The sequence below is a fragment of the Algibacter aquimarinus genome, assembly GCF_039543265.1.
GTDB classification, from domain to species: Bacteria; Bacteroidota; Bacteroidia; order Flavobacteriales; family Flavobacteriaceae; genus Algibacter_B; species Algibacter_B aquimarinus.
Window position 1 is genome coordinate 103,483 of record NZ_BAABJK010000009.1, and the last position, 19,387, is coordinate 122,869.

General features: G+C 32.4%; 13 protein-coding genes. 3 read left to right on the forward strand and 10 right to left on the reverse strand.

Annotated elements, in window-relative coordinates; all coding sequences use genetic code 11:
• Nucleotides 1-54: 54 nt before the first annotated feature.
• Genes ABD939_RS12950 through ABD939_RS12965 form a run of 4 tightly spaced genes read right to left on the reverse strand, consistent with a single transcriptional unit; the run spans nucleotide 55 to nucleotide 7,800 of the window.
• Nucleotides 55-1,677 (reverse strand): glycoside hydrolase, encoded by a 1,623-nt coding sequence (locus tag ABD939_RS12950; protein ID WP_345169413.1) that lies wholly within the window; start codon nucleotides 1,675-1,677, stop codon nucleotides 55-57.
• A gap of 17 nt (nucleotides 1,678-1,694) precedes the next feature.
• Nucleotides 1,695-3,275: a RagB/SusD family nutrient uptake outer membrane protein gene (locus tag ABD939_RS12955; RefSeq protein WP_345169416.1), complete on the reverse strand. Its 1,581-nt coding sequence runs from the start codon at nucleotides 3,273-3,275 to the stop codon at nucleotides 1,695-1,697.
• 5 nt (nucleotides 3,276-3,280) lie between these two features.
• Nucleotides 3,281-6,310, reverse strand: a complete 3,030-nt coding sequence (locus tag ABD939_RS12960) for a SusC/RagA family TonB-linked outer membrane protein (protein WP_345169418.1) — start codon at nucleotides 6,308-6,310, stop codon at nucleotides 3,281-3,283.
• 56 nt (nucleotides 6,311-6,366) lie between these two features.
• Nucleotides 6,367-7,800 carry a hypothetical protein gene (locus ABD939_RS12965; RefSeq protein WP_345169422.1) on the reverse strand — a complete coding sequence of 478 codons (1,434 nt, stop codon included), beginning with the start codon at nucleotides 7,798-7,800 and terminating at the stop codon, nucleotides 6,367-6,369.
• A gap of 495 nt (nucleotides 7,801-8,295) precedes the next feature.
• Between ABD939_RS12965 and ABD939_RS12970 the strand changes: the two genes are divergently transcribed.
• The gene (locus ABD939_RS12970; RefSeq protein WP_345169425.1) at nucleotides 8,296-9,189 is read left to right on the forward strand and encodes an AraC family transcriptional regulator; all 894 of its coding nucleotides are present in this window, start codon (nucleotides 8,296-8,298) and stop codon (nucleotides 9,187-9,189) included.
• Between the two features lie 389 nt (nucleotides 9,190-9,578).
• Here the strand turns inward: ABD939_RS12970 and ABD939_RS12975 are convergent, their stop codons facing one another.
• The 6 genes from ABD939_RS12975 to ABD939_RS13000 all read right to left on the reverse strand — a co-directional run bounded on the left by ABD939_RS12975 (nucleotide 9,579) and on the right by ABD939_RS13000 (nucleotide 17,469).
• The gene (locus tag ABD939_RS12975) at nucleotides 9,579-10,268 is read right to left on the reverse strand and encodes a phosphatase PAP2 family protein (protein ID WP_345169428.1); all 690 of its coding nucleotides are present in this window, start codon (nucleotides 10,266-10,268) and stop codon (nucleotides 9,579-9,581) included.
• Nucleotides 10,269-10,328: 60 nt separating this feature from the next.
• Nucleotides 10,329-12,743: a TonB-dependent receptor gene (locus ABD939_RS12980; RefSeq protein WP_345169431.1), complete on the reverse strand. Its 2,415-nt coding sequence runs from the start codon at nucleotides 12,741-12,743 to the stop codon at nucleotides 10,329-10,331.
• Nucleotides 12,744-12,935: 192 nt separating this feature from the next.
• The gene (locus tag ABD939_RS12985; RefSeq protein ID WP_345169433.1) at nucleotides 12,936-13,364 is read right to left on the reverse strand and encodes a hypothetical protein; all 429 of its coding nucleotides are present in this window, start codon (nucleotides 13,362-13,364) and stop codon (nucleotides 12,936-12,938) included.
• A gap of 137 nt (nucleotides 13,365-13,501) precedes the next feature.
• The gene (locus tag ABD939_RS12990) at nucleotides 13,502-16,006 is read right to left on the reverse strand and encodes a TonB-dependent receptor (RefSeq protein WP_345169436.1); all 2,505 of its coding nucleotides are present in this window, start codon (nucleotides 16,004-16,006) and stop codon (nucleotides 13,502-13,504) included.
• Nucleotides 15,993-16,895 carry a FecR family protein gene (locus tag ABD939_RS12995; RefSeq protein WP_345169438.1) on the reverse strand — a complete coding sequence of 301 codons (903 nt, stop codon included), beginning with the start codon at nucleotides 16,893-16,895 and terminating at the stop codon, nucleotides 15,993-15,995. The genes ABD939_RS12990 and ABD939_RS12995 overlap by 14 nt, the downstream gene beginning before the upstream one ends.
• A 55-nt stretch (nucleotides 16,896-16,950) precedes the next feature.
• The gene (locus tag ABD939_RS13000) at nucleotides 16,951-17,469 is read right to left on the reverse strand and encodes an RNA polymerase sigma factor (RefSeq protein ID WP_345169441.1); all 519 of its coding nucleotides are present in this window, start codon (nucleotides 17,467-17,469) and stop codon (nucleotides 16,951-16,953) included.
• 144 nt (nucleotides 17,470-17,613) lie between these two features.
• Between ABD939_RS13000 and ABD939_RS13005 the strand changes: the two genes are divergently transcribed.
• Both ABD939_RS13005 and ABD939_RS13010 read left to right on the forward strand, forming a co-directional pair.
• On the forward strand, nucleotides 17,614-18,684 hold the full coding sequence (locus ABD939_RS13005; protein ID WP_345169443.1) for an META domain-containing protein: 1,071 nt from the start codon (nucleotides 17,614-17,616) through the stop codon (nucleotides 18,682-18,684).
• A 95-nt stretch (nucleotides 18,685-18,779) separates the two neighbouring features.
• Nucleotides 18,780-19,253, forward strand: a complete 474-nt coding sequence (locus ABD939_RS13010; RefSeq protein WP_345169446.1) for a hypothetical protein — start codon at nucleotides 18,780-18,782, stop codon at nucleotides 19,251-19,253.
• Nucleotides 19,254-19,387 lie beyond the last annotated feature (134 nt).

Sequence of the window (19,387 nt, forward strand, 5' to 3'; positions counted from 1 at the left end):
TCTGTAAAAACTTTTTTACTTGATTTTTTTTGTGATGATAAAACTTGTAATAATTTATTTAATAATTGCCTTAAGCGTTACTATAGACTTACTTGGTATTGAAATAGCATCAAATTGCATTGTAGACTTTCTTAAATTGCTACCAGAAGATGTTGTATATGATTCGAAACGATCGTTTTCCACTTCAAAATCTGTCACATAATTATCAAACGAAATTGCTCTGCTATTATCGGTATTGTTTATACAAACAATTACAATTTCATTATTTGATGTATTTCTATATCCAGAAATCATAAAGTTTTCAACTGAAGTATTATCATTATAATCTGGGTCATTAATATCAAACCTCACCATTCCAGGTCTTACAAATCGACTAAAATTACCAAGTGCCCATAACAATTTATTATCTTCAAATGTACCATCAGTGTGTGAAGGATTATTGGCATTTGGTTGATATAAAACAAGATTAAATCTAAATGGATGATCTCCAAAAGTTGACCTATTTAATGCAGTCCAAAAACTCCAACCTGTTGCATTACCAAATACTAAATCAGTATGAATAATACGACTCATCCATAATGCATAGTCTATTTCTGTAAATGTTGATATGTTTTTTCCTTGTTGATAAGCCGTTCCTAAAAGACTATATTCAGTTTGCCAATATTCTAAACCAAAGCTTTTTAAAGTAGTATTTAAAGATTTACGTTGCCTTAATGATTCGTTTGTACTTCCATTGCTGAAATAACTATGTCCTGCAATATACTTTGAAAGATTTGGTAAATCACCAATGTAATTAGGACTAGAGCTGTTAAAAAATGTATTCACCTGATTTACAGTATTACTTGAACCTTCAAATAAGTATTTTAGTTGTGCGGCTTCTGGAATCATTATTTTGGCATTTACCCCTTTTTGAGTAAATACATCGTCAATAATTCTTGTAACTGTTGCTACTTCAGCGTTTGTTGCTCTTGTTCCAGATTGTTGCGCACTACCTACTTCAGCGTTCCATTCGTATTGTGTTTCATTAAATGGGCAGACAGTTACAAAATTATAACCTTGACCCTCATAACGCTTTACAACATCTGCAAGGAAATTAGCATAATCATCATATTTATCAGGTTCACAATTAAATGTAGGAACATCTGGAGTACTAAATACATAGCCATTTTTAGACATAAAATAAGGTGGAGCAGTGGCCCAAGCCGTAAATTTATTCACGCCGTATTCTTTTGCTTTTGAAAGAAACCATTGTTCACCAGCTTGTTTTGTCCAATCGTAATTACCGCTGGCATCTAAATAACATTCTGTTTCACGAAACCAATTAGAAGCAGAAAAACCACTATTAACTTGATCTGCTGCACCATCTCCAATTATTGTTCTCCATAAAGACAAACCGATACCTTCTGGATTTCCTTGAGGATCTGTTTCTGTACTAAAAAATAGTTCAGCAACTTGGTTTTTAGTAGCTTCAGGCCATTTTCCAACCCATTGGTCTTGAAAACCGCCCGAAGCTCCAAAATGATCTATAACTTGAAAAGTTGTGTTTAAGTTAAGCGTTATGCCTTCTTCAGGAACATTAAACTTTGGATCATCAGGATCAGTAGCACTGTCTGAACTACATCCAACAAGCAATGTAACAAACAAAAAAGGTAAAAAGTATTTTGAAAACTTAAACATACTTTTAATTTAAAATGTTAATAACCAGGGTTCTGCGTTATTTTTCCTCTTGATAATTGAATCTCATCTGGTGGAATAGGCCAAAGCATATGAATATTAGGATCAAATAAAGTTCCGCTATTCTGAGGTTCAAGAAGGTTAGTTGTTTCAAATGGATCTGTACTTTCTTCAGTATTATATTTTACAAATGTTCCGTTAGGCCCTAATATTGAAGCAATTCTAGGGACTCCATTTATTTTTTGTCTTCTAATATCATAAAGTCTATGTTGTTCTAACGCTAATTCTAGACGTCTCTCTTTCCAAATAGCATCTCTTAAAGCATCTCCAGATAAAGACATATTTGTATCCAATTCTACCCGATCTCTAACTAGCGCTAAAGAATTTTTTGCTGATGTTTCATCTCCATTAAAATATGCTGCTTCTGCATGCATTAAAATTACATCAGCCAATCTTATGTGCATATATTGCCCAGGTATTTGACCTCTCGCATATGGCTCTGGTCTATCAGCAATGGGTGTGTAGTACTTTCTATTGGTTCTTCCAGACTTATTTTCGGAAGGTTCACCATCAAATGACGTAACAGCTGGGTCTCCAAAAACAGGTTCTCCATGTTTAATTATTGTAGATCTTAACCTTATATTATCTCCTTCGCTTAAAAATGCATTTTCCAAATCACTTGTTGGTGATCCCCAACCCCAACCACGGTCGCCACGGCTTCCGTTGGTAATAGAGAATTGCCCCCCTACTTCAGTAAATGTTGGATTATTTATGAATTCTATAGCAAATATTGATTCTATACCATGAGCATTACCCACTTTATAAAGATCAGCAAAGTCTGGTTCTAAACTATATTCTCCAGAATCCATAACCACTTTAGCCATAGTCTGGGCTTCAGCCCACTTTTCTTGATACAAGTAAACTTTAGCCAATAAAGAGCGTGCAGCACCTTTAGTTATTCTTCCTAAATCTGCAGCTGCATATTCGCTTTTAAGAGGCAAGTCATCCATTGCCTCCATTAAATCTTGTTCTACAAAGGCATATACTTCTTCTACTGAAGAACGCTCTTTGTCATTAATTGAGGGCTGTAAAATTTCGTTATAAGAAGTTACTAACGGTACACCACCAAAATTTCTTACTAAATCAAAATAAAAGAATGCTCTCAAGAATTTTGCTTCTGCTAGTAGGCGCGCTTTTTTATCTTCATCTATATCTACATCAGGAATACGATCTAATGAAATATTTGCTCGAGTTATACCAATATAGTGGCTTTCCCAAAAAAGCACAAAATATCTAGATCCAGCAAATACGTTATATTGAGAAATACCCGTTATATCAGGTCTTGGCTGACGTGTATTACCTGCCCAATTATCATCAGTTGCCATTTCATTAATTTGTCGTTGAAAATTAACTTGAAACCAACTTTCACCATTTACCTTTCTGTAAATACTGTTGACGAAATTTTCTGCATTCTGTTCACTAGAAAAGAAATCATCTAGTTGCTGTCTACCTTGAATGGGTTGATCTAAAAACTCTTCTTTATCACAACTAGTATACACCAGAGCTGTAATAATTGTTAAAAATAATACAATCTTTTTCATAATTTTTATAGTGTTAAATTTAATCCTAATAAGTATGTCTTAGCTACTGGGTTTCTTCCAAAGTCTACTCCTAAGCCATTTATAATCCCTCCAGACTGCACTTCTGGGTCAAACCCACTATAGTCTGTAATGGTTATGAGGTTTTGTCCAGAAACATACAATCTGCATCTCTGAAAACCTTTGACATTAAAGTTATATCCTAATTGAATATTACGTAATCTTAAATAAGAGCCATCTTCAATAAACAAATCTGATGGATTTTGATAATTACCATTTCTATCTAATTCCGTAAGTCTCGGAAATCTGGCATCTGTATTTGTTGGTGTCCATACAACATCCGTTGTACCTGCAAGTACATTAAGATTTTGTGTACCAGCACGAATATATTCCAAATTACCATTATATACATCATTACCGAAAGTTCCGTACCATTGCATAGATAAGTCTAACTTTTTGTATTGCATGTTAACATTTAAACCTCCAAAAAAATCAGGAAATGGATTTCCTATAGTCACCAAATCTTCATCATCCAATTGACCATCTCCATTTTGATCTACAAAACGCAAGTCACCAATTTGCGCATTAGGTTGAATAATAGTACCATCCTCAGAAGTATGGGAATTTAACTCTGTTTGGTTTTGAAAAATACCATCGTTTTTATAACCTTGAAATAAACCAACTATTTCACCTAACTCGGTTATTTTTACAAAACGGTTTCCTAAAGTAGGTCGTCTTTGTCCTAAAATCACCTCGTTTCCTGGAGCTGCTTCAACTAAAGTACTTTCATTTGATGATAATGTTAAATTAAGTCCTAAAGTGAAATCGTTCCATTTTTTATTATATCCCAAAGCAATATCAATACCTTTTGATTCAATACTACCTACGTTTTGAGCTACAGTTCCAGGTACACCTGTGAAATTAGGCAATAAAACTTGATTTAATAAATCTTCAGAAGTTTTAACATAGTATTCTGCAGATAAAGTTATTTCATTGTTAAACAATCCTAAATCAACACCAAAGTTTTTGTCTCTAACGGTTTCCCATTGTAAGTTTGTATTTCCGAATTGTGATAAAAAATTAGAGACTACTCGCTCCCCACCAAAAACAAAACTATCAGAACCTATTGCAAAAAACTGTCCATCTCTACTTATGTTTTGATTTCCTAGTTCACCTACTCCAATTTTTAAACGTAAATTGTTAATAGCTTCACTTTTAAACCAGTCTTCAGAATCTATGTCCCAAGCCAATGAAACACTAGAGAATATGCCTGTTCTTCCATCTTTTGGAAAACGTGAAGATTGGTCTACCCTAACGGAAGCATTAAGCGTATACCTGTTATCAAAACTATAAATGGTTCTAAAAACACCAGAAAGTATATTTTGAGTTCCTTCATTACCAAATGCTCTTACCGTTTCACCTTCTGCAGCATCTAGTTGCCATAAATTTTGATTAGTATTACTAGGAATTCCATCTCTAAAGCCTCGAAGATAATTTGTGCTTTCTGAGTCAAATAAAATACCACCTAGAACATTTAAATAATGCTTTTCATTAATAGTCTTATCAAAAGTAATCGTATTATTGATTACATAATTAAAATTTTGAGTTACGTTTTTTGTGTAATTATTAATTTCCCTTTGTCGATTTGGTCCTATAAAATATTCTGGATTAAATACTTCCCATGTTAGACTAGAAACTGTAAAACCTAATTGTGAGTTAAAAGTGAAATCTGGCGATATTTTATATTCCAGTTGTGTATTAGAAACTAAGGCAAAGAAATCATTCTGAGCAAATTGCCTTGCTAATTGACCAACAGGGTTGGGAACCAGATTTCTTGATAATCCAAAAATACTAAACTCATTACGTCCAACGCGTTCACTTTGAGGAATAAACACAGGTGTAATAGGGTCTATCCTTAATGAATTAAATAATAAATTTGGTGTGTTTTCAAAAGTTTCAATTCTGGGCGTAAGATCTTGCTTTAAGGTAATTTTATCAGATATTTTAAAATCTACATTAAAACGAGCAGTAACTCTTTGGTAATTACCCTTAGAGTAGTTTGACTGTTGATCAAAGAAACTAACACTAGCTCCATATTTAATATTATCACTACCACCAGAGGCTCTTAAATTGGCATTAACAATAGGTGCAAAATCTTCAACAACTTCATCCCACCAATCTGTACCAGCACCAAAGTCATCTGGATTTAGTAAAACTGAAGGATCAGCATTATCATTTATTCTTCTTGCATTATAAACTTCTATATATTCTTGAGCATCAGCAACCTCTACCTTATCCCAGCCTTGTACACCATAATTAAAATCAAAATTAACAACTGTTTTGCCAGCTTTACCCCTTTTTGTTGTAATCAAAATAACGCCATTTGATGCTCTAGATCCATAAATGGCTGAAGCTGCTGCATCCTTTAAGATATCCATACTTTCAATATCTCTTGGGTTAATTGAATTTAATGAAGTACCACTTGCTTGTAAAACACCATCTAAAACTATTAATGGGCTAGCATTACCAAGAACTGTTGTGATACCACGAACTAATATTCTGGGTGAAGCACCTGGAGATCCTCCAGAAGATAATACCTGAACACCTGCCGCTTTACCTTGAAGGGCCTCAGCAGCATTACTTGCTACTTGTTTGGATATTTCTTCGCCATCTACAGAGGAAATGGAGGTAGCAATTTTATCTCTTTTAACAGCTCCATAACCAATAACCACAACTTCCGCTAATTGCTCGTTATCGGTTACCATACTTATATTAATGGTACCTCTACTATTTACAGCTACCTCTTGAGTTTTAAAGCCTATATAGCTAAAAACTAAGGTAGCATTATCACCTACAGATATTGAATAATTCCCATCAAAATCGGAAACAAATCCGTTGGTTGTTCCTTTCTCAAGAATATTCACACCTGGTATTGGCTGTCCTTGATCGTCTGTTATATTCCCTGTGACATTATTTTGGGAAGCTACAGTAAAACTTAAGCACAGCGTACTTATAAAAATTAAAACTAGTTGTTTCATTTATTATGTTATTTAGTTTGTTTGTTATTTATTTCTCTAAGCTTTTAAAAAGCATATTACCTTCCCTTAATTACAACTCTATTAAGATGCGTATCAAATACGAACGTGTAGTCCTTGTCCAAAACACTATCATCAAACACATAATTATTACCACCACCAGGAATAGCTCTAGAAGGATCTCCTCCAGCAACATCCACTCTCCAAAATGGTGCCCATCCTCCTGGATTTGCATTTAAAATAAACCCATTTGCACCTGCATCATTTGGCTGATCTTGAATAGTTACATCAATGGTCCATAAATACTGATTAATTGAATCTTGTGTAAATGGTTTGCCAGAGTTAAAATTCCAACATTGTGTGCTTCCATCATTATTATTGGTACAAGTTGATGTAGCAGCATCAATATATATACCTCTACCCAAAACATAAACTTGATCAAAGGCTGAATCTGTTGGAGTGTATGGTGAAATGGTGTAGCTTAAATCTCTAACATCCATGGCTATTTCATAATATCCTACATCTGGTATAGTTATAGGATTTACTGTTGCATCTTGACCAAGTGTTAATTTCCCGGGATTATTAGCATCTGCTCCAAAAGCAAAAGGTGAAAAAGATCCTTGCTGAGGTATAAATCGAACTTCAGAATTTGCAGATGAAGCGTAATAACGTGCTGTAAACACATAACCATTTTCTCCTGTAGCTTGACTTCCTGTAGTTGTAAATGGTATTCCGAAAATATCTTGATTTAAATCGGCATCATTAGTCTCATCAGTTAAAAACATAGCATTAAACTGTAAGTCGGTAACTACGCTTACAGAGACAGATGTAGTTGATTCATTCCCAGTAGCATCAGTAGCCGAAATATTAAAAGTATAATTCCCTGGCGTTTCAACATTTATTGAATTCGTATAATTATAACTACTACCCGAAATATTAATCACTTCATTTAAAATTTCACTCTCAATTTGTAACGTAGATAATTCTCTATCAATTAAATCAATATTAAGCTCTATTTCATCATCATTGTCACTCATTAATATTGTAGCTCCATCAGCAGGTGCATTAATAGTTATTGTTGGAGCTGATATATCTTTATCTAAAGTAACTACAACATCTCTGGTTACTGCAACGTCGCCCGCATTAGTAATTGTAACTGGTATGGTATGCACACTAAACTCTTCAGCATCATCAGGTACCTTAAATTTGTAGGATATTATATATGTTTCTGGCAAAGAGTCTTTTTCTATAGTTTTATCTAAAAACCAAGAATCATACTTAAAATTTACAGTTTTAATCCCTGCAGGATCTGTTACGATACCTTCAAAAATAAACTCTTCACCTGGTAAAGTGGAAATCTCTTGTAATATTGTTTGAAATTCTGGTGTTGAGTCTACACTTACAGAATCATCATTGTCGCAACTAGCTACTAATATTATAGCAAATATTAGACTAATGCCTCCTAGCAATTTTAATTTAGTTGTTTTCATCATTTTTTATTTAGTTTACTATTTTCAAGAAATCCTTAAACATAGACATTTTAACATGAAATTACTTATTATTTGTAAATATGGTTTTTTATAAAAAACTTATCCAAAATCATTAATTGTCAAAATCAGCAGTCTTATGCATTGTTTTCCTTAAAGTTTAATTACATTATATTGGATTATAACAAAGATATGATACAATAATCGAATGAGTAATAGACAAAAAAATCTTAAACATGGATAAAAACACTTAACTTGTAAAAATTTTTATTAATATTGTTGATGTGAATAAAATATTATTACGATATTTTATTATCAATACACATAATCACAAGAATTTACATTTTAAGATTGTATTAGAAGATAATGTTTATAGTTCTAGTAATTTTTTATTTGAATTGATTTAGAATAATACAATTTCATTTTAGATAAAAAACTTCACATTTTTACTCTAAAATGAGAATGCTTTTTTTTAAAAACTGACTTTAAATTATAATTATAATGGAGGATGAAAGCAAAATTATAGAAGAAGGGTTTATTGGGCAGAAAATGCTTGCATTACCTAAATCGATTACAAATATTTCTAAAAAGAATCCAATAACAAGTAATTTCTATGTTAGCGATTTAGGATATTATCCAAGAGCAGACCATCATTATCGTCTTAGGAAAAAAGGCGCGAAGCAACACATATTTATTTACTGTACAAAAGGAAAGGGCGAAATCCACTTAAATAAAATAAAAACTGTTATAAATCCAAATCAGTTTTATATAATTCCTAAAAACTGCATGCATGAATACAAAGCGGATACTAATGATCCTTGGAGCATTTATTGGTTTCACTTTAACGGCACATTAGCCGATAAGCTTTACAAAAGGTATGAAAGCACGCGAAATGATAATTATAAAAATATACCTTTTTCGAAAGAAAGAATTAATTTATTTGAAAAGATTTTTGCATTATTTAACAGTAACTATCTAGAAAACCATCTTGAATATGCAAACCTGCTAACATTAAACTTTATTAGCTATTTTGTTTATCATGATTTTGAGTCTAACGTTAAAGGCAACTCAGACCATACAACTGTAAATTCCATAATAGAGTTTTTAGCAAATAATCTTGACAAAAAACTTACCCTTGATGTTATTGCCGCTAAATTTAATTACTCAAAATCATATCTTCACACTATTTTTAAAGCTAAAACGGGATATCCTTTGTTAGTCTTTTTTAATCTTAAAAAGATTCAGAAAGCATGCGAATTACTAAATTATACAGACATGAGTATTAAAGAAATTAGTTTTGAAGTAGGTTTTGAAGATCCATTGTATTTTTCAAGAATTTTTAAGAATTTTATGGGAAAATCGCCCCGTAACTACAAACAAGGTATTCTTAAATAAAATACTTACTTCCCGATACAATATGTAACTTTCCTTATTTTGTAAGGGTTTAAGTAGTATGAGGTGTAAATATGACACAAAAAAATAGAAACTATTTTTTTAGTTTGGTAATATTTTCTTCATTTTCATTGTTAATAAATAAAAGTAATTAAAAAGGGAATTCTGTCAAAATTACCCCACCACTTTTGTTGTTGTAACAAGATTCAAGCCAATTAGTTGAAACTGCATATATTTTGCTATTGATTCATTACCATTTCGCAGTCGTATTGGCAACAATCTGGTAAATTCTCGTAAGCCTCTTACTGCCGGTTACTTTTTCAGTATCTTACCCAAATAGGGCTATTGCTTTATGAATTAAATTTGTAAAAGTATTTCATCTATTTTTTTCATTAAAATTTTAACACCCCCACTACCCCAATTCCTTGACCATCATATAAAGGAGTAATCATAATATTATCCTTTTTCCTAAAAGGATTCCAAGCAAAAAGATAGTCAAAATGATACACCAGTTTAGTAATAGCAATCCCAATCCCTGCACCCAATAAAGCATCTGAAAACCAATGGGCATCCTTAGCAATACGTAAATATCCTGTTGCAATTGCAAAGGCATAACCACTATAAGCTAATATCGGACTGGTATTCTTAAATTCTTCATAAAGCACTGTTGCAGATGTAAAGGCATAGGCTGTATGAGCTGAAGGAAATGCATTATTATTGGCACCGCTCGGACGTGTTTTGTCAATACTCATTTTTAGCTTTGTTGTTACGAAGTCTGTGATTAATAAAGAAATAGTGGCATTTTTTGTTTGGTCAAACCAATGGCTTCTGGATTCTATTCCTATTATGTCTGCTGCATACATTTGTGCTAAGGGAACAAAACGGGTATAATCATCGATGGTAGTATTAAAATCACTATTCCCAAAATCTTGTTGTAAGTGCATTTCAAAGTCACTATTGGTAATTACAAGAGAAGAGCCAATAAGAATTGATGGTATGGCAGCTTGTTTCCAAAAACTGTTTTTAGATTTAGAGATTGAATCATTCTGAGCTTCCAATTTGCTAAATGAAATTAGAAACATAAGACCTATTAAGAACACAATATTTAAGGAATTAATCTTTACTACCACATTTTTAACTCATTAAAACTTAAATTTATATCCAATACGCCATACTTGTGTTTCATAATAATCACTACTGGTATAACTAAAGGTTTCCCCATCAATTTCTTTTTTAATGACCAATGTGTTAAATAAGTCTGTGGCATTAAAGAATAATTCTCCTTTGCCATTTTGGATTGTTTTTTTAATACCAAAATCTACCGAAAATCTTGAATTTATTTCTCCCTGTGGAATAACATCAGGAGCTAAATAGATTGACGTTATTTGCGCTTCCCAATTCTTTGGTAATGTAGCCATGAGATTAAACTTAACATTACCAGACCAAACCGTTTGTTCTGGAGCAGTAAATATACTTTCAGAGGGATATTGATTCAGTACGGAAAAGGTATCTATTTTATTGTAATACCCATTCATATTTAGGTTAGCTGACCAATGCTCGGATAATTTCTTGTTCATAACAACCTCAAGGCCTGTATTATAACTTTTGCCTGCATTATGAGAAACGTTGTATATTAAGTTAGAATTATCTGGAGATGTTGCTATCCTAGTGATAGTGCCATCCGTTATTCTATGATATATTGCTGTATATAGATAGCCTTTAGTCCATTGGTTTTTATATCCAATTTCAAAAGTATTGGTAAACTGTGGGTCTAAAGCAGGGTTTCCTACTTTTATTATTTCTGCATCGTCATACTTAGGAAAAATACGAATATCTACTTCATCAGGCCTATCAACTCTTCTATTATAAAAGGCTGATAATTTATTTTTGTCATCTATCTTATAACTTATTCTTGCATTTGGAAACGGTTGAAAATAGTTATATCCATCACTTTGATATGTATTATGATTTGGGTCTACTTCATAATCTAAATTCACATATTCTACTCTTAGACCTGCTTCAGCTTCCCAATTTTCAGTTTCATAAATGTAATTAAGATAGGCAGCAGGTATTATTTCCTTGTATTCAGCTAGACCATCTGCACCTGTATCCAAAACGGAGTTATTATCAGAAGGATTGAACTGCATGTCTGTAGGTATGACTCTATTACGGAATTTAAGTCCCGTTTCCAATATTCCGTTTTTTAAGGGTTTGGAGTAGTCTACTGAAAAATCGGCTACTTTTTGGTCGGCGATAAGAAAAAATGATTCCTCTGTATTAAATGAAGGGGTTGCATTTGTGAAAAAATATTTTTCATCTTCCCTATCAAACGTGTAGTTAAAGGCTACATTTAGCTTATGTCCTGGTTGTGCAAACTTATGCTCAAAATTTACAGAAAACATGGCCGCTGTTAAAACTTCATCTTCCAGAAACTGCCAAAGCCTCAATTGGTTATTAATTTGTTCATCGTAAAATGGTTGGTCACCATAATCCTTAATACTTTCATTGCTATAAAGCCCAGATAGTGTTAAGGTATTGTTTTCATTTAAAAACCAATCTAATCCTGCTTTTGATGTAAAAAAATTGGTGTCTCTGTTGCGTTTAAGTTGCTGATTTATTACAGTACCATCATTATAGGTACGCTTTACAAACTCATTTTTATTTAAGGTTTCCGTATATAAGTTATCGGCCTGAAAAAAGAAGTTGACCTTGTGCTGTCTGTAGTTAAGTACAACAGATGGATTTATTTTAGGCGTTGCTCTGTATTGAGGCCTAATACCTGGAAAATTTTCTTTGCGTTCCCATAAAGCCCCTAAACCAGCTGTTAAACCCAATGTACCGTTAAAACCTTTCTGATTTTCTTTCTTTAGAATAATGTTTATAATACCAGCATTACCATTGGCATCATACTTTGAAGAGGGATTATTTATTATCTCTACTTTATCAATAGTGCTTGCAGGGATATTGTCTAAACCGTTTTGACTTCCAAAACCTGTAATAGCCGTTTGTTTGCCATCTATTAAAATAAGCACTTTATTGCTTCCACGTAGTTGTACTTCTCCCTCTTGGGTTGTTACACCTGGTAAGTTTTTCAAGGTTTGTAAAACAGAACCACCACTTTGGGCAATGTTGGCATTTACCGAAAAGGTTTTTTTATCCATTTTACCACTTACGGCATCTTTTTTTGCGGTTATTAGTACTTCATCTAATTGTGAAGCTTCTTCTTTTAAAGAAATAACACCTAAGTCTAAATATTGTGAATTTGAACCAACGAAAATGGTATCTAAATGTGTTTTATAGCCTATATAGGATACTTCTAAAATATAATTTCCAGGATTGATGTTCTCAAGGGTATATATACCTTCTTCATTAGTAATCACACCAGACACAAAAGTCTTATCTGGAGTATCCTTCTTTAAAATTACATTCACATAAGCTAATGGTTCTTTTAAAGTATCATCATTTATTTTGCCTGATAGTGTTACATTTTCATTTTGTGACCACGTCATTAAAGACCACAAAAAAAATAGGGTCTTTAAACTGATTTTAATTTTCATTTGTAATTTTTAACTAAAATTGGAAACAACACTTATTGAAGTTTTCGCTTTTATATTCTGCGTGCAAGATTAAAGAGAAAAAACCAATTAAACTAGTAGACTTATTCTTTACAATTAAAAATATTATAACCAATCGAGAAATAAAAATACCATCAATTATGATGGTATTTTTAAACTAAACCATTTTGTAGATTAATTTCCGGCACTTAATGAATAGCTTCCATCTCCGTTAAAAGATGACAATGTAATGGTAACAGTCCAATTTCCAGGCTCTCCAGCACTTGTTACACCAGAGAAGGAATCAGGTTCTGTACCACCAACTAAATTTCTTTCAAGAACCACAGTTCCGTTAGCATCTGCAACGGTCATAACAAATGTTCCTGTAGCAGATGATGTAATATCGGCATTATAATCTGCGGTTGCAAGGTTATTAGTCCAATTAATAGTTCTACTTCCGTTACCACCATTTCCTGTAAAGTCACCGCCTATGTCTCCACTAGGGCCTTCATTTACTGTTATATTAACGGTTGGCCCATCATCGCTAGAACAAGAAGTAGTACTAAGAGTAAATACTGTCATTATCATAAAAATTCCAAGTAGTGTAAAATTTGAGGTTTTCATTTTTTAAATTTTAGGTTAAACACTTTTATTTTAAAACAACTAATTCAATAAATGTCCCAAGATTTTTTTGGTTTTTTTTAGTGAAACATTTCAAGATACTGAATATCAGTTAACTGAAAACGAAATAAAAAGTCTACTTAAAAATATAATCGAAACACAGCATTAGTTGTTAGCCCCAAAGAAAATCTCGAAAATTTATCTACTCCATCATTTTGATTGAGTCTATAATAATTATTAATGGTATTTTCTCTATCGGTAATATTCCAAACGGATGCTCCAATTTCTGACCTGAAGACTCTACTAATTTTAAACTTATAAATTGCCGAAGCATCTAGTCTAAAATAATCTTCTAATTTTTCATTGTTGGCTCGACCAAAATTTATCTCATCATCAACTATTTCGTTACCACTCTGCAGAATTGAGGTTGGTTTTCCTGTTCTGTAATTTAATCCAGCAGAAATGTTCCAAGAATTATTGCTATATGTTGTGCCAAAAGTTATGGCATTAGTTATATCAAAATTACTTGGAAATTCAGATTCATCTAAAGTTTCAAAAAAGTAGGTGTTATTTATATGGGAATAACTCAGCCAACTACTGAAATTATCAAACCGCTTTCTAACTAAAAGTTCAAGACCATAAGCATCATAACTGCCTTTAGTTTTTGTGAACTCATACTTTGTGGTAAAGCTTTGGCTCTGTGTGGTAATACCATCTACAGTCTTGTAATACCCTTTAGCATCTAATAACCAACCACTATTCTTATAAACCATGCCAAATGAGAGTTGTTTACTTTGAAGTACAGGAATGTTATTATTATCCGTTAATTGCCATCTCCTTTTTTCTATACCCAAAAAGTCATTTTGAAAATTGACTATTTGAGAGGTGCTTTGATGCTTAAATTCGCCTTGTGCCTCAATCTCAAAATACTTCCCAATTGGTTTTCTTATATTTAACCTAGGCTCAAAAATTAGTTTATTAAATCTGGTAAGGTAGTTTGTTCTTAAACCACCTCTAACTGAAAATCCATTTTCAGGATGCTCGTATCCTATTTGACCAAAAACTGCGTGCTCTCTCAATACTTCTTCATCTCGTCTAACAAATCTTGGTAAGTCAACATCATTTAAGTTAATGACTTCGGTCTCGAAAAAATTATATCCAAGTTTAAAATGCCACACATTTTGAATATAATTACCTTCTAGGTTTATTCCTGTTTCAGAAACTACATTTTCTTGTAAAAAGCTTTGCCCCTCTATAACATCGGCATTAATTGCTTGTAATTCATAATCAGTATTATAAATGTTAAGGATAGTAGATAGTTTACTATTCCATACTCTTCTATAGTTTAAACCTCCTGCAACAGTGTGTTGGGATATACCACTTTCCTTTGTTACACTAAGGCTATTAATATTTGCAGTTTCATTAAAATTTAAATTATTATCAACCAATAAAAAATTTAACCTGATAAAATCCTTATCAGTAGGCTGATAAAGCCATCGGAATGACACATCATAAAAATTGAAGTTTTGGTCGGAATTGGTTACGTTGGAAGCATTGTTTTCTGCCTCAGTATCTTGGGTTATCCTATCAAAATAAACGTCGTATGTTGGGGTTCTGGTCAAATCATCTATAGATTTTCTTGAGGCAACCTGTAAGGAAGATTTATTACCTACTGGAATGTTAGTAAATAACTCTGCATTTAAAAAATTAAGCCCAAATGTTCCTTTAAACTGTGAATCAACCTGTTTATCTGTCTGCATGTGTATTGTACCCGAAACACCATCTGTAAGAGAAACATCAGAACCATTATTAATAACTCTAGCCGTTTGGGTCATGGATGGATTAAAACTCGATATGAGACCAAAAAAATGTCCTGTTTGATACATTTTAATATCATCCCACAACATGAGATTCTGGTCATGAGAACCTCCTCTTATATTGATATTAGAGACGGTTTCATCAACACTTACAATACCAGGTAATGCCTGAACGGTTTGCAGTACATCAGATTCAATAAGACCAGGTAAAAGACTAAACTGGGTATAGTCAATTGATGTCGTCCAATCCCGTCTTTTGTCAATACCTTTAACAAGGTAGGTTTCAATAAGTACAGGTGCAATGGTTTCTTGCTGAACAAACATTGTTATTGTACCACAATCAACTAAATTAAAATAGCGTACTTGACGTTCAATCGTCTTGAATCCTATATGCCTTATGGTTAAAGGTTCATTAGGAGATTTCAACTTTATTTCAAAATAACCGTTCTCATCAGTTATTGCATACCCAAACTTACTTTTAACGGTTGCGCCTTCAATTGGCATTATTAATTCTGAATCTTTAATATAGCCACATAACTGAATAATTTTTGAAATGGTATAAACTACCTCGCTTACTTTTTCAAAGACAAGGTTTGTCTGCTTCTCAAGATTCTTAATTTTAGCTGATAAGTTTGTTTCTTTTTCTATAGGGATAACATAAATATCTTTTAAAAGACTACTTTCATAATTGAAAGTTATGCCATGAATTTGACCAATTTGCTCAAACACTTTTGAAACGGGAAGAGGCTCTTTTGTATCTTGACCATGCAATTTAGCTAATAAGGCAAAACACAGAAATAAAAATGCATAAACTTTAATCTTGCCCATTCCTTATTATGACTTTGTTGGCGTTTTGAATTGTGTAAGTCAAATCAAGGGGATTTGTAATAGATTTTAAAGCATTTTCAAGGTTATTATGTTCAAAGGCACCTGTGAAGTTCAGGTCTATTTCAGATGAGTATTCAACATTTATACTGTATTGTTGTTCAAGTTCTTTAACAACTTCTATAAAGGATGCGCTTTCAAAAACACTCATATTTTTAAGCCAGTACGGTTCGGCAATGGCAATATTGGATTTTACGCCTTTTCCTGAATGTAAGACAAATTCCGTTCCTGCTGGTAACTTAACTTTTTCATTATTATATGTTACTTGCACCAAACCTTCATAACACGATACCTTAAAAATGCTGTCTCTGGATAAAACATTAAACTCAGTACCTAAAACACTAACTTTTCCTGAATTTGTATGTACATCAAAACGTTTTCCTTTCTCAACATCAAAATAAGCTTCTCCTTTAAGTTGTAATGACCTATTCTTGTTCCAATTGGAACTGAGATATTCTAGTTCAGATAATTCATTTAGACTCACTATTGAGTTATCTGGTAGCGTAATGGTTTCGTTTTGAGCTAAATCAGTTTTAAACGAGCTTATTTGGTCTTTATTTATTAACGTAAACAAAGCAAAACCAACAACAAGAGCAGCAGCTATACTGGAAACAACCTTTATCCAATTTGTAGAAGCAATTTTTTTAGAAACTAATTTGTTATCCAACACATCAAAAGACTCAACTTTAGCATTTATATTGCTACTAAACCGTTGTGCTTCCTCAATAATTTCTTTATATAAGTCAGCATCTTCCAACGCATTGAAAGCCTTTGCCTCTATGTCAGACAGGTCATTATTTAACCATTTTTTTACTAAATTCTCTTTGTCCATAACATGCTGTTATATAATTAAAACAACTTAAAGTACAATTGTCCCAAAATTATTTTCAATTTAGTTCTTCAAGGTTGTCTTTTAGTTTGTTTAAAGCTGCATAAATTCTGTGTTCAGCCACTTTTTTTGTGATGCCTAAAACTTCTGCAACTTCCTTATGCGTTTTACCATCCACCTTGTTTAACAAGAATGCCACACGCTCTTCTTCTTTTAATTCTGATAAAACACGTTCAAAGCGTTTTAAAAATTCTTTTTTACGCAATACAAATTCTGGAGACTCATTAGTATAGTCCTTTGGTTTTACTTGTTGATACTTCAAAACCACCTTTTGATGCTTAACTTCATTCAGCATCATATTGTTGGCAGTAGTATATAAATACGTCTTAGCGGCTTCTGGTCTAACCTTTGAGCAATTTTCCCAAAGCTTAATAAATGCTTCCTGAACTTTATCAGATGGATTTAATAACTCACCATACTTATAAAAAAGAATATTACTCAACGACTGTGCATACTTTTCATAAAGTTTTGAAAAGCGAATTTTATCGCAGATGTTTTGGTGTAGTGATTTTGGCAAAATGTTGAGCTATTGAATTATAAAATTGAAAGATAAAAAAAAAATAAATTTTTTTTCTTGGGACATTTTTAAAGTGGATTGTTTTAAGAATAAAGAGGTTATTTTGATAGCCTTTAAAAAAATTGAAAATTAATTTACTTAGTTATGAAAACATTGAGAACACCTTTTCTTTTAGTCTTAGCCTTTATTCTGATATTTACTTCTTGTAGAACAGAAGAGGATTTAGCCATTGACCCTCCTGTAGAAGAAACAATTGCATCTAACTCAACAATTGCCAGTTTAATGAGCAAAACATCATTAAATGATGGCTCTGTTGATAATATAGTGTATCATGCAAATTGTTTTACGTTTAAATTACCCATAACCATTACAGTCAACAGTATCACTATCACCATCAATGAAATTGGTGATTATGAGGATTTAGAAGATATTCTAGATGAATTTGATGATGATGACGATTTGATAGATATTTCTTTTCCTGTTACAATTGTGTTAGCTGACTTTACCGAAATTACCATTAATAGCTTTGATGACCTTGAAACTTATGTTGAGGATTGTAATGATGAAAATGAAGATGACGATGATATTGAGTGTATTGATTTTCAATATCCTATTACAGCATCGGTTTTTGATGAAAACAACGATTTAATCAATACGATTACCATCAATGATGATAATGATATGTATGATTTTATAGAAGATTTGGATGACTTTGCTGCTGCTACAATAAACTTTCCAATTACCGTAGTATTCCCTGACGATACTACTCAGGTTATCAATACTATTCAGGAATTAGAAGATGCTATAGAACTGGCTGATGATACTTGTGATGAAGATGATGACTACGATTATAACGATGACGATTGTGATAACTGTACTACAGACGATTTAGACTCCATTTTTGCCGATTGTACACAATGGTTTGTAGATGAGTTAGAGCTTAACGATACAGAACTTGAAGACAACTATGAAGGATATACATTTGAATTTAAAAATGATGGAACAATAGCAGTGACTCAAGGTTCTAATACATTTAACGGCACCTGGGAAGCTTCAGGTGAAGGCAATAATATCTCGTTTACAATTAATATAGCAGATTTAACAGACTTTAATGGTACTTGGACGCTTCACGAAATTGAGCAAGAACCTGGTGAAGCTGCCATTGAATTTGAGTCGGGAGAAAATGAGTTAGAGTTTGTAAGTGATTGTAATTAAAGAATCACGAATAAAAAATTCAAGTGAGGTTTTAGATTAATTAGTGAAGTATAATATTCCTAATCAACCTAACTAATAATCAAAAAATAGGAATTATGAAAAAAACATTTTTTTACAGTTTAATACTCATGTTGAGTCTTTCGTTTATGTCTTTTAATTGTTCAAATGACAATGATGAATTAAACAACAACAGCCAGCAAATCGCACAAATAGAATCTGTAGCCAAATCTGGCACATGGCGAATCACAAATTTTAATGATTCTGGTCAAGATGAAACTGCAGATTTTGCAGGTTATACATTTAGTTTCAATAATGATGGAACTTTGGTTGCCACAAATGGGACAAACACGGTCAATGGAACATGGTCTATTACTAATGATGATAGTAGCGATGATGACAATAGTAATGATGATATTGATTTTAATATCTCGTTCCCCGTTCCTGAAACTAACGATTTTGAGGATCTAAACGATGATTGGGATATTGTTTCTGCCTCATCCACAAAAATAGAATTGATTGATATAAGTGGTGGAAATGGTGGTACTGATATGTTGACTTTTGAAAAATAGCCCCATGTTTACATCCATATATACAAAAGGTCTAAACTCAAGTGCTTTTGTGAAAAGGAAAATAATTAAAATGTCCCAAAAAAATTTGGGACATTCCTTTTTTAACAATAACATTCAACAAAGAATTGATATAT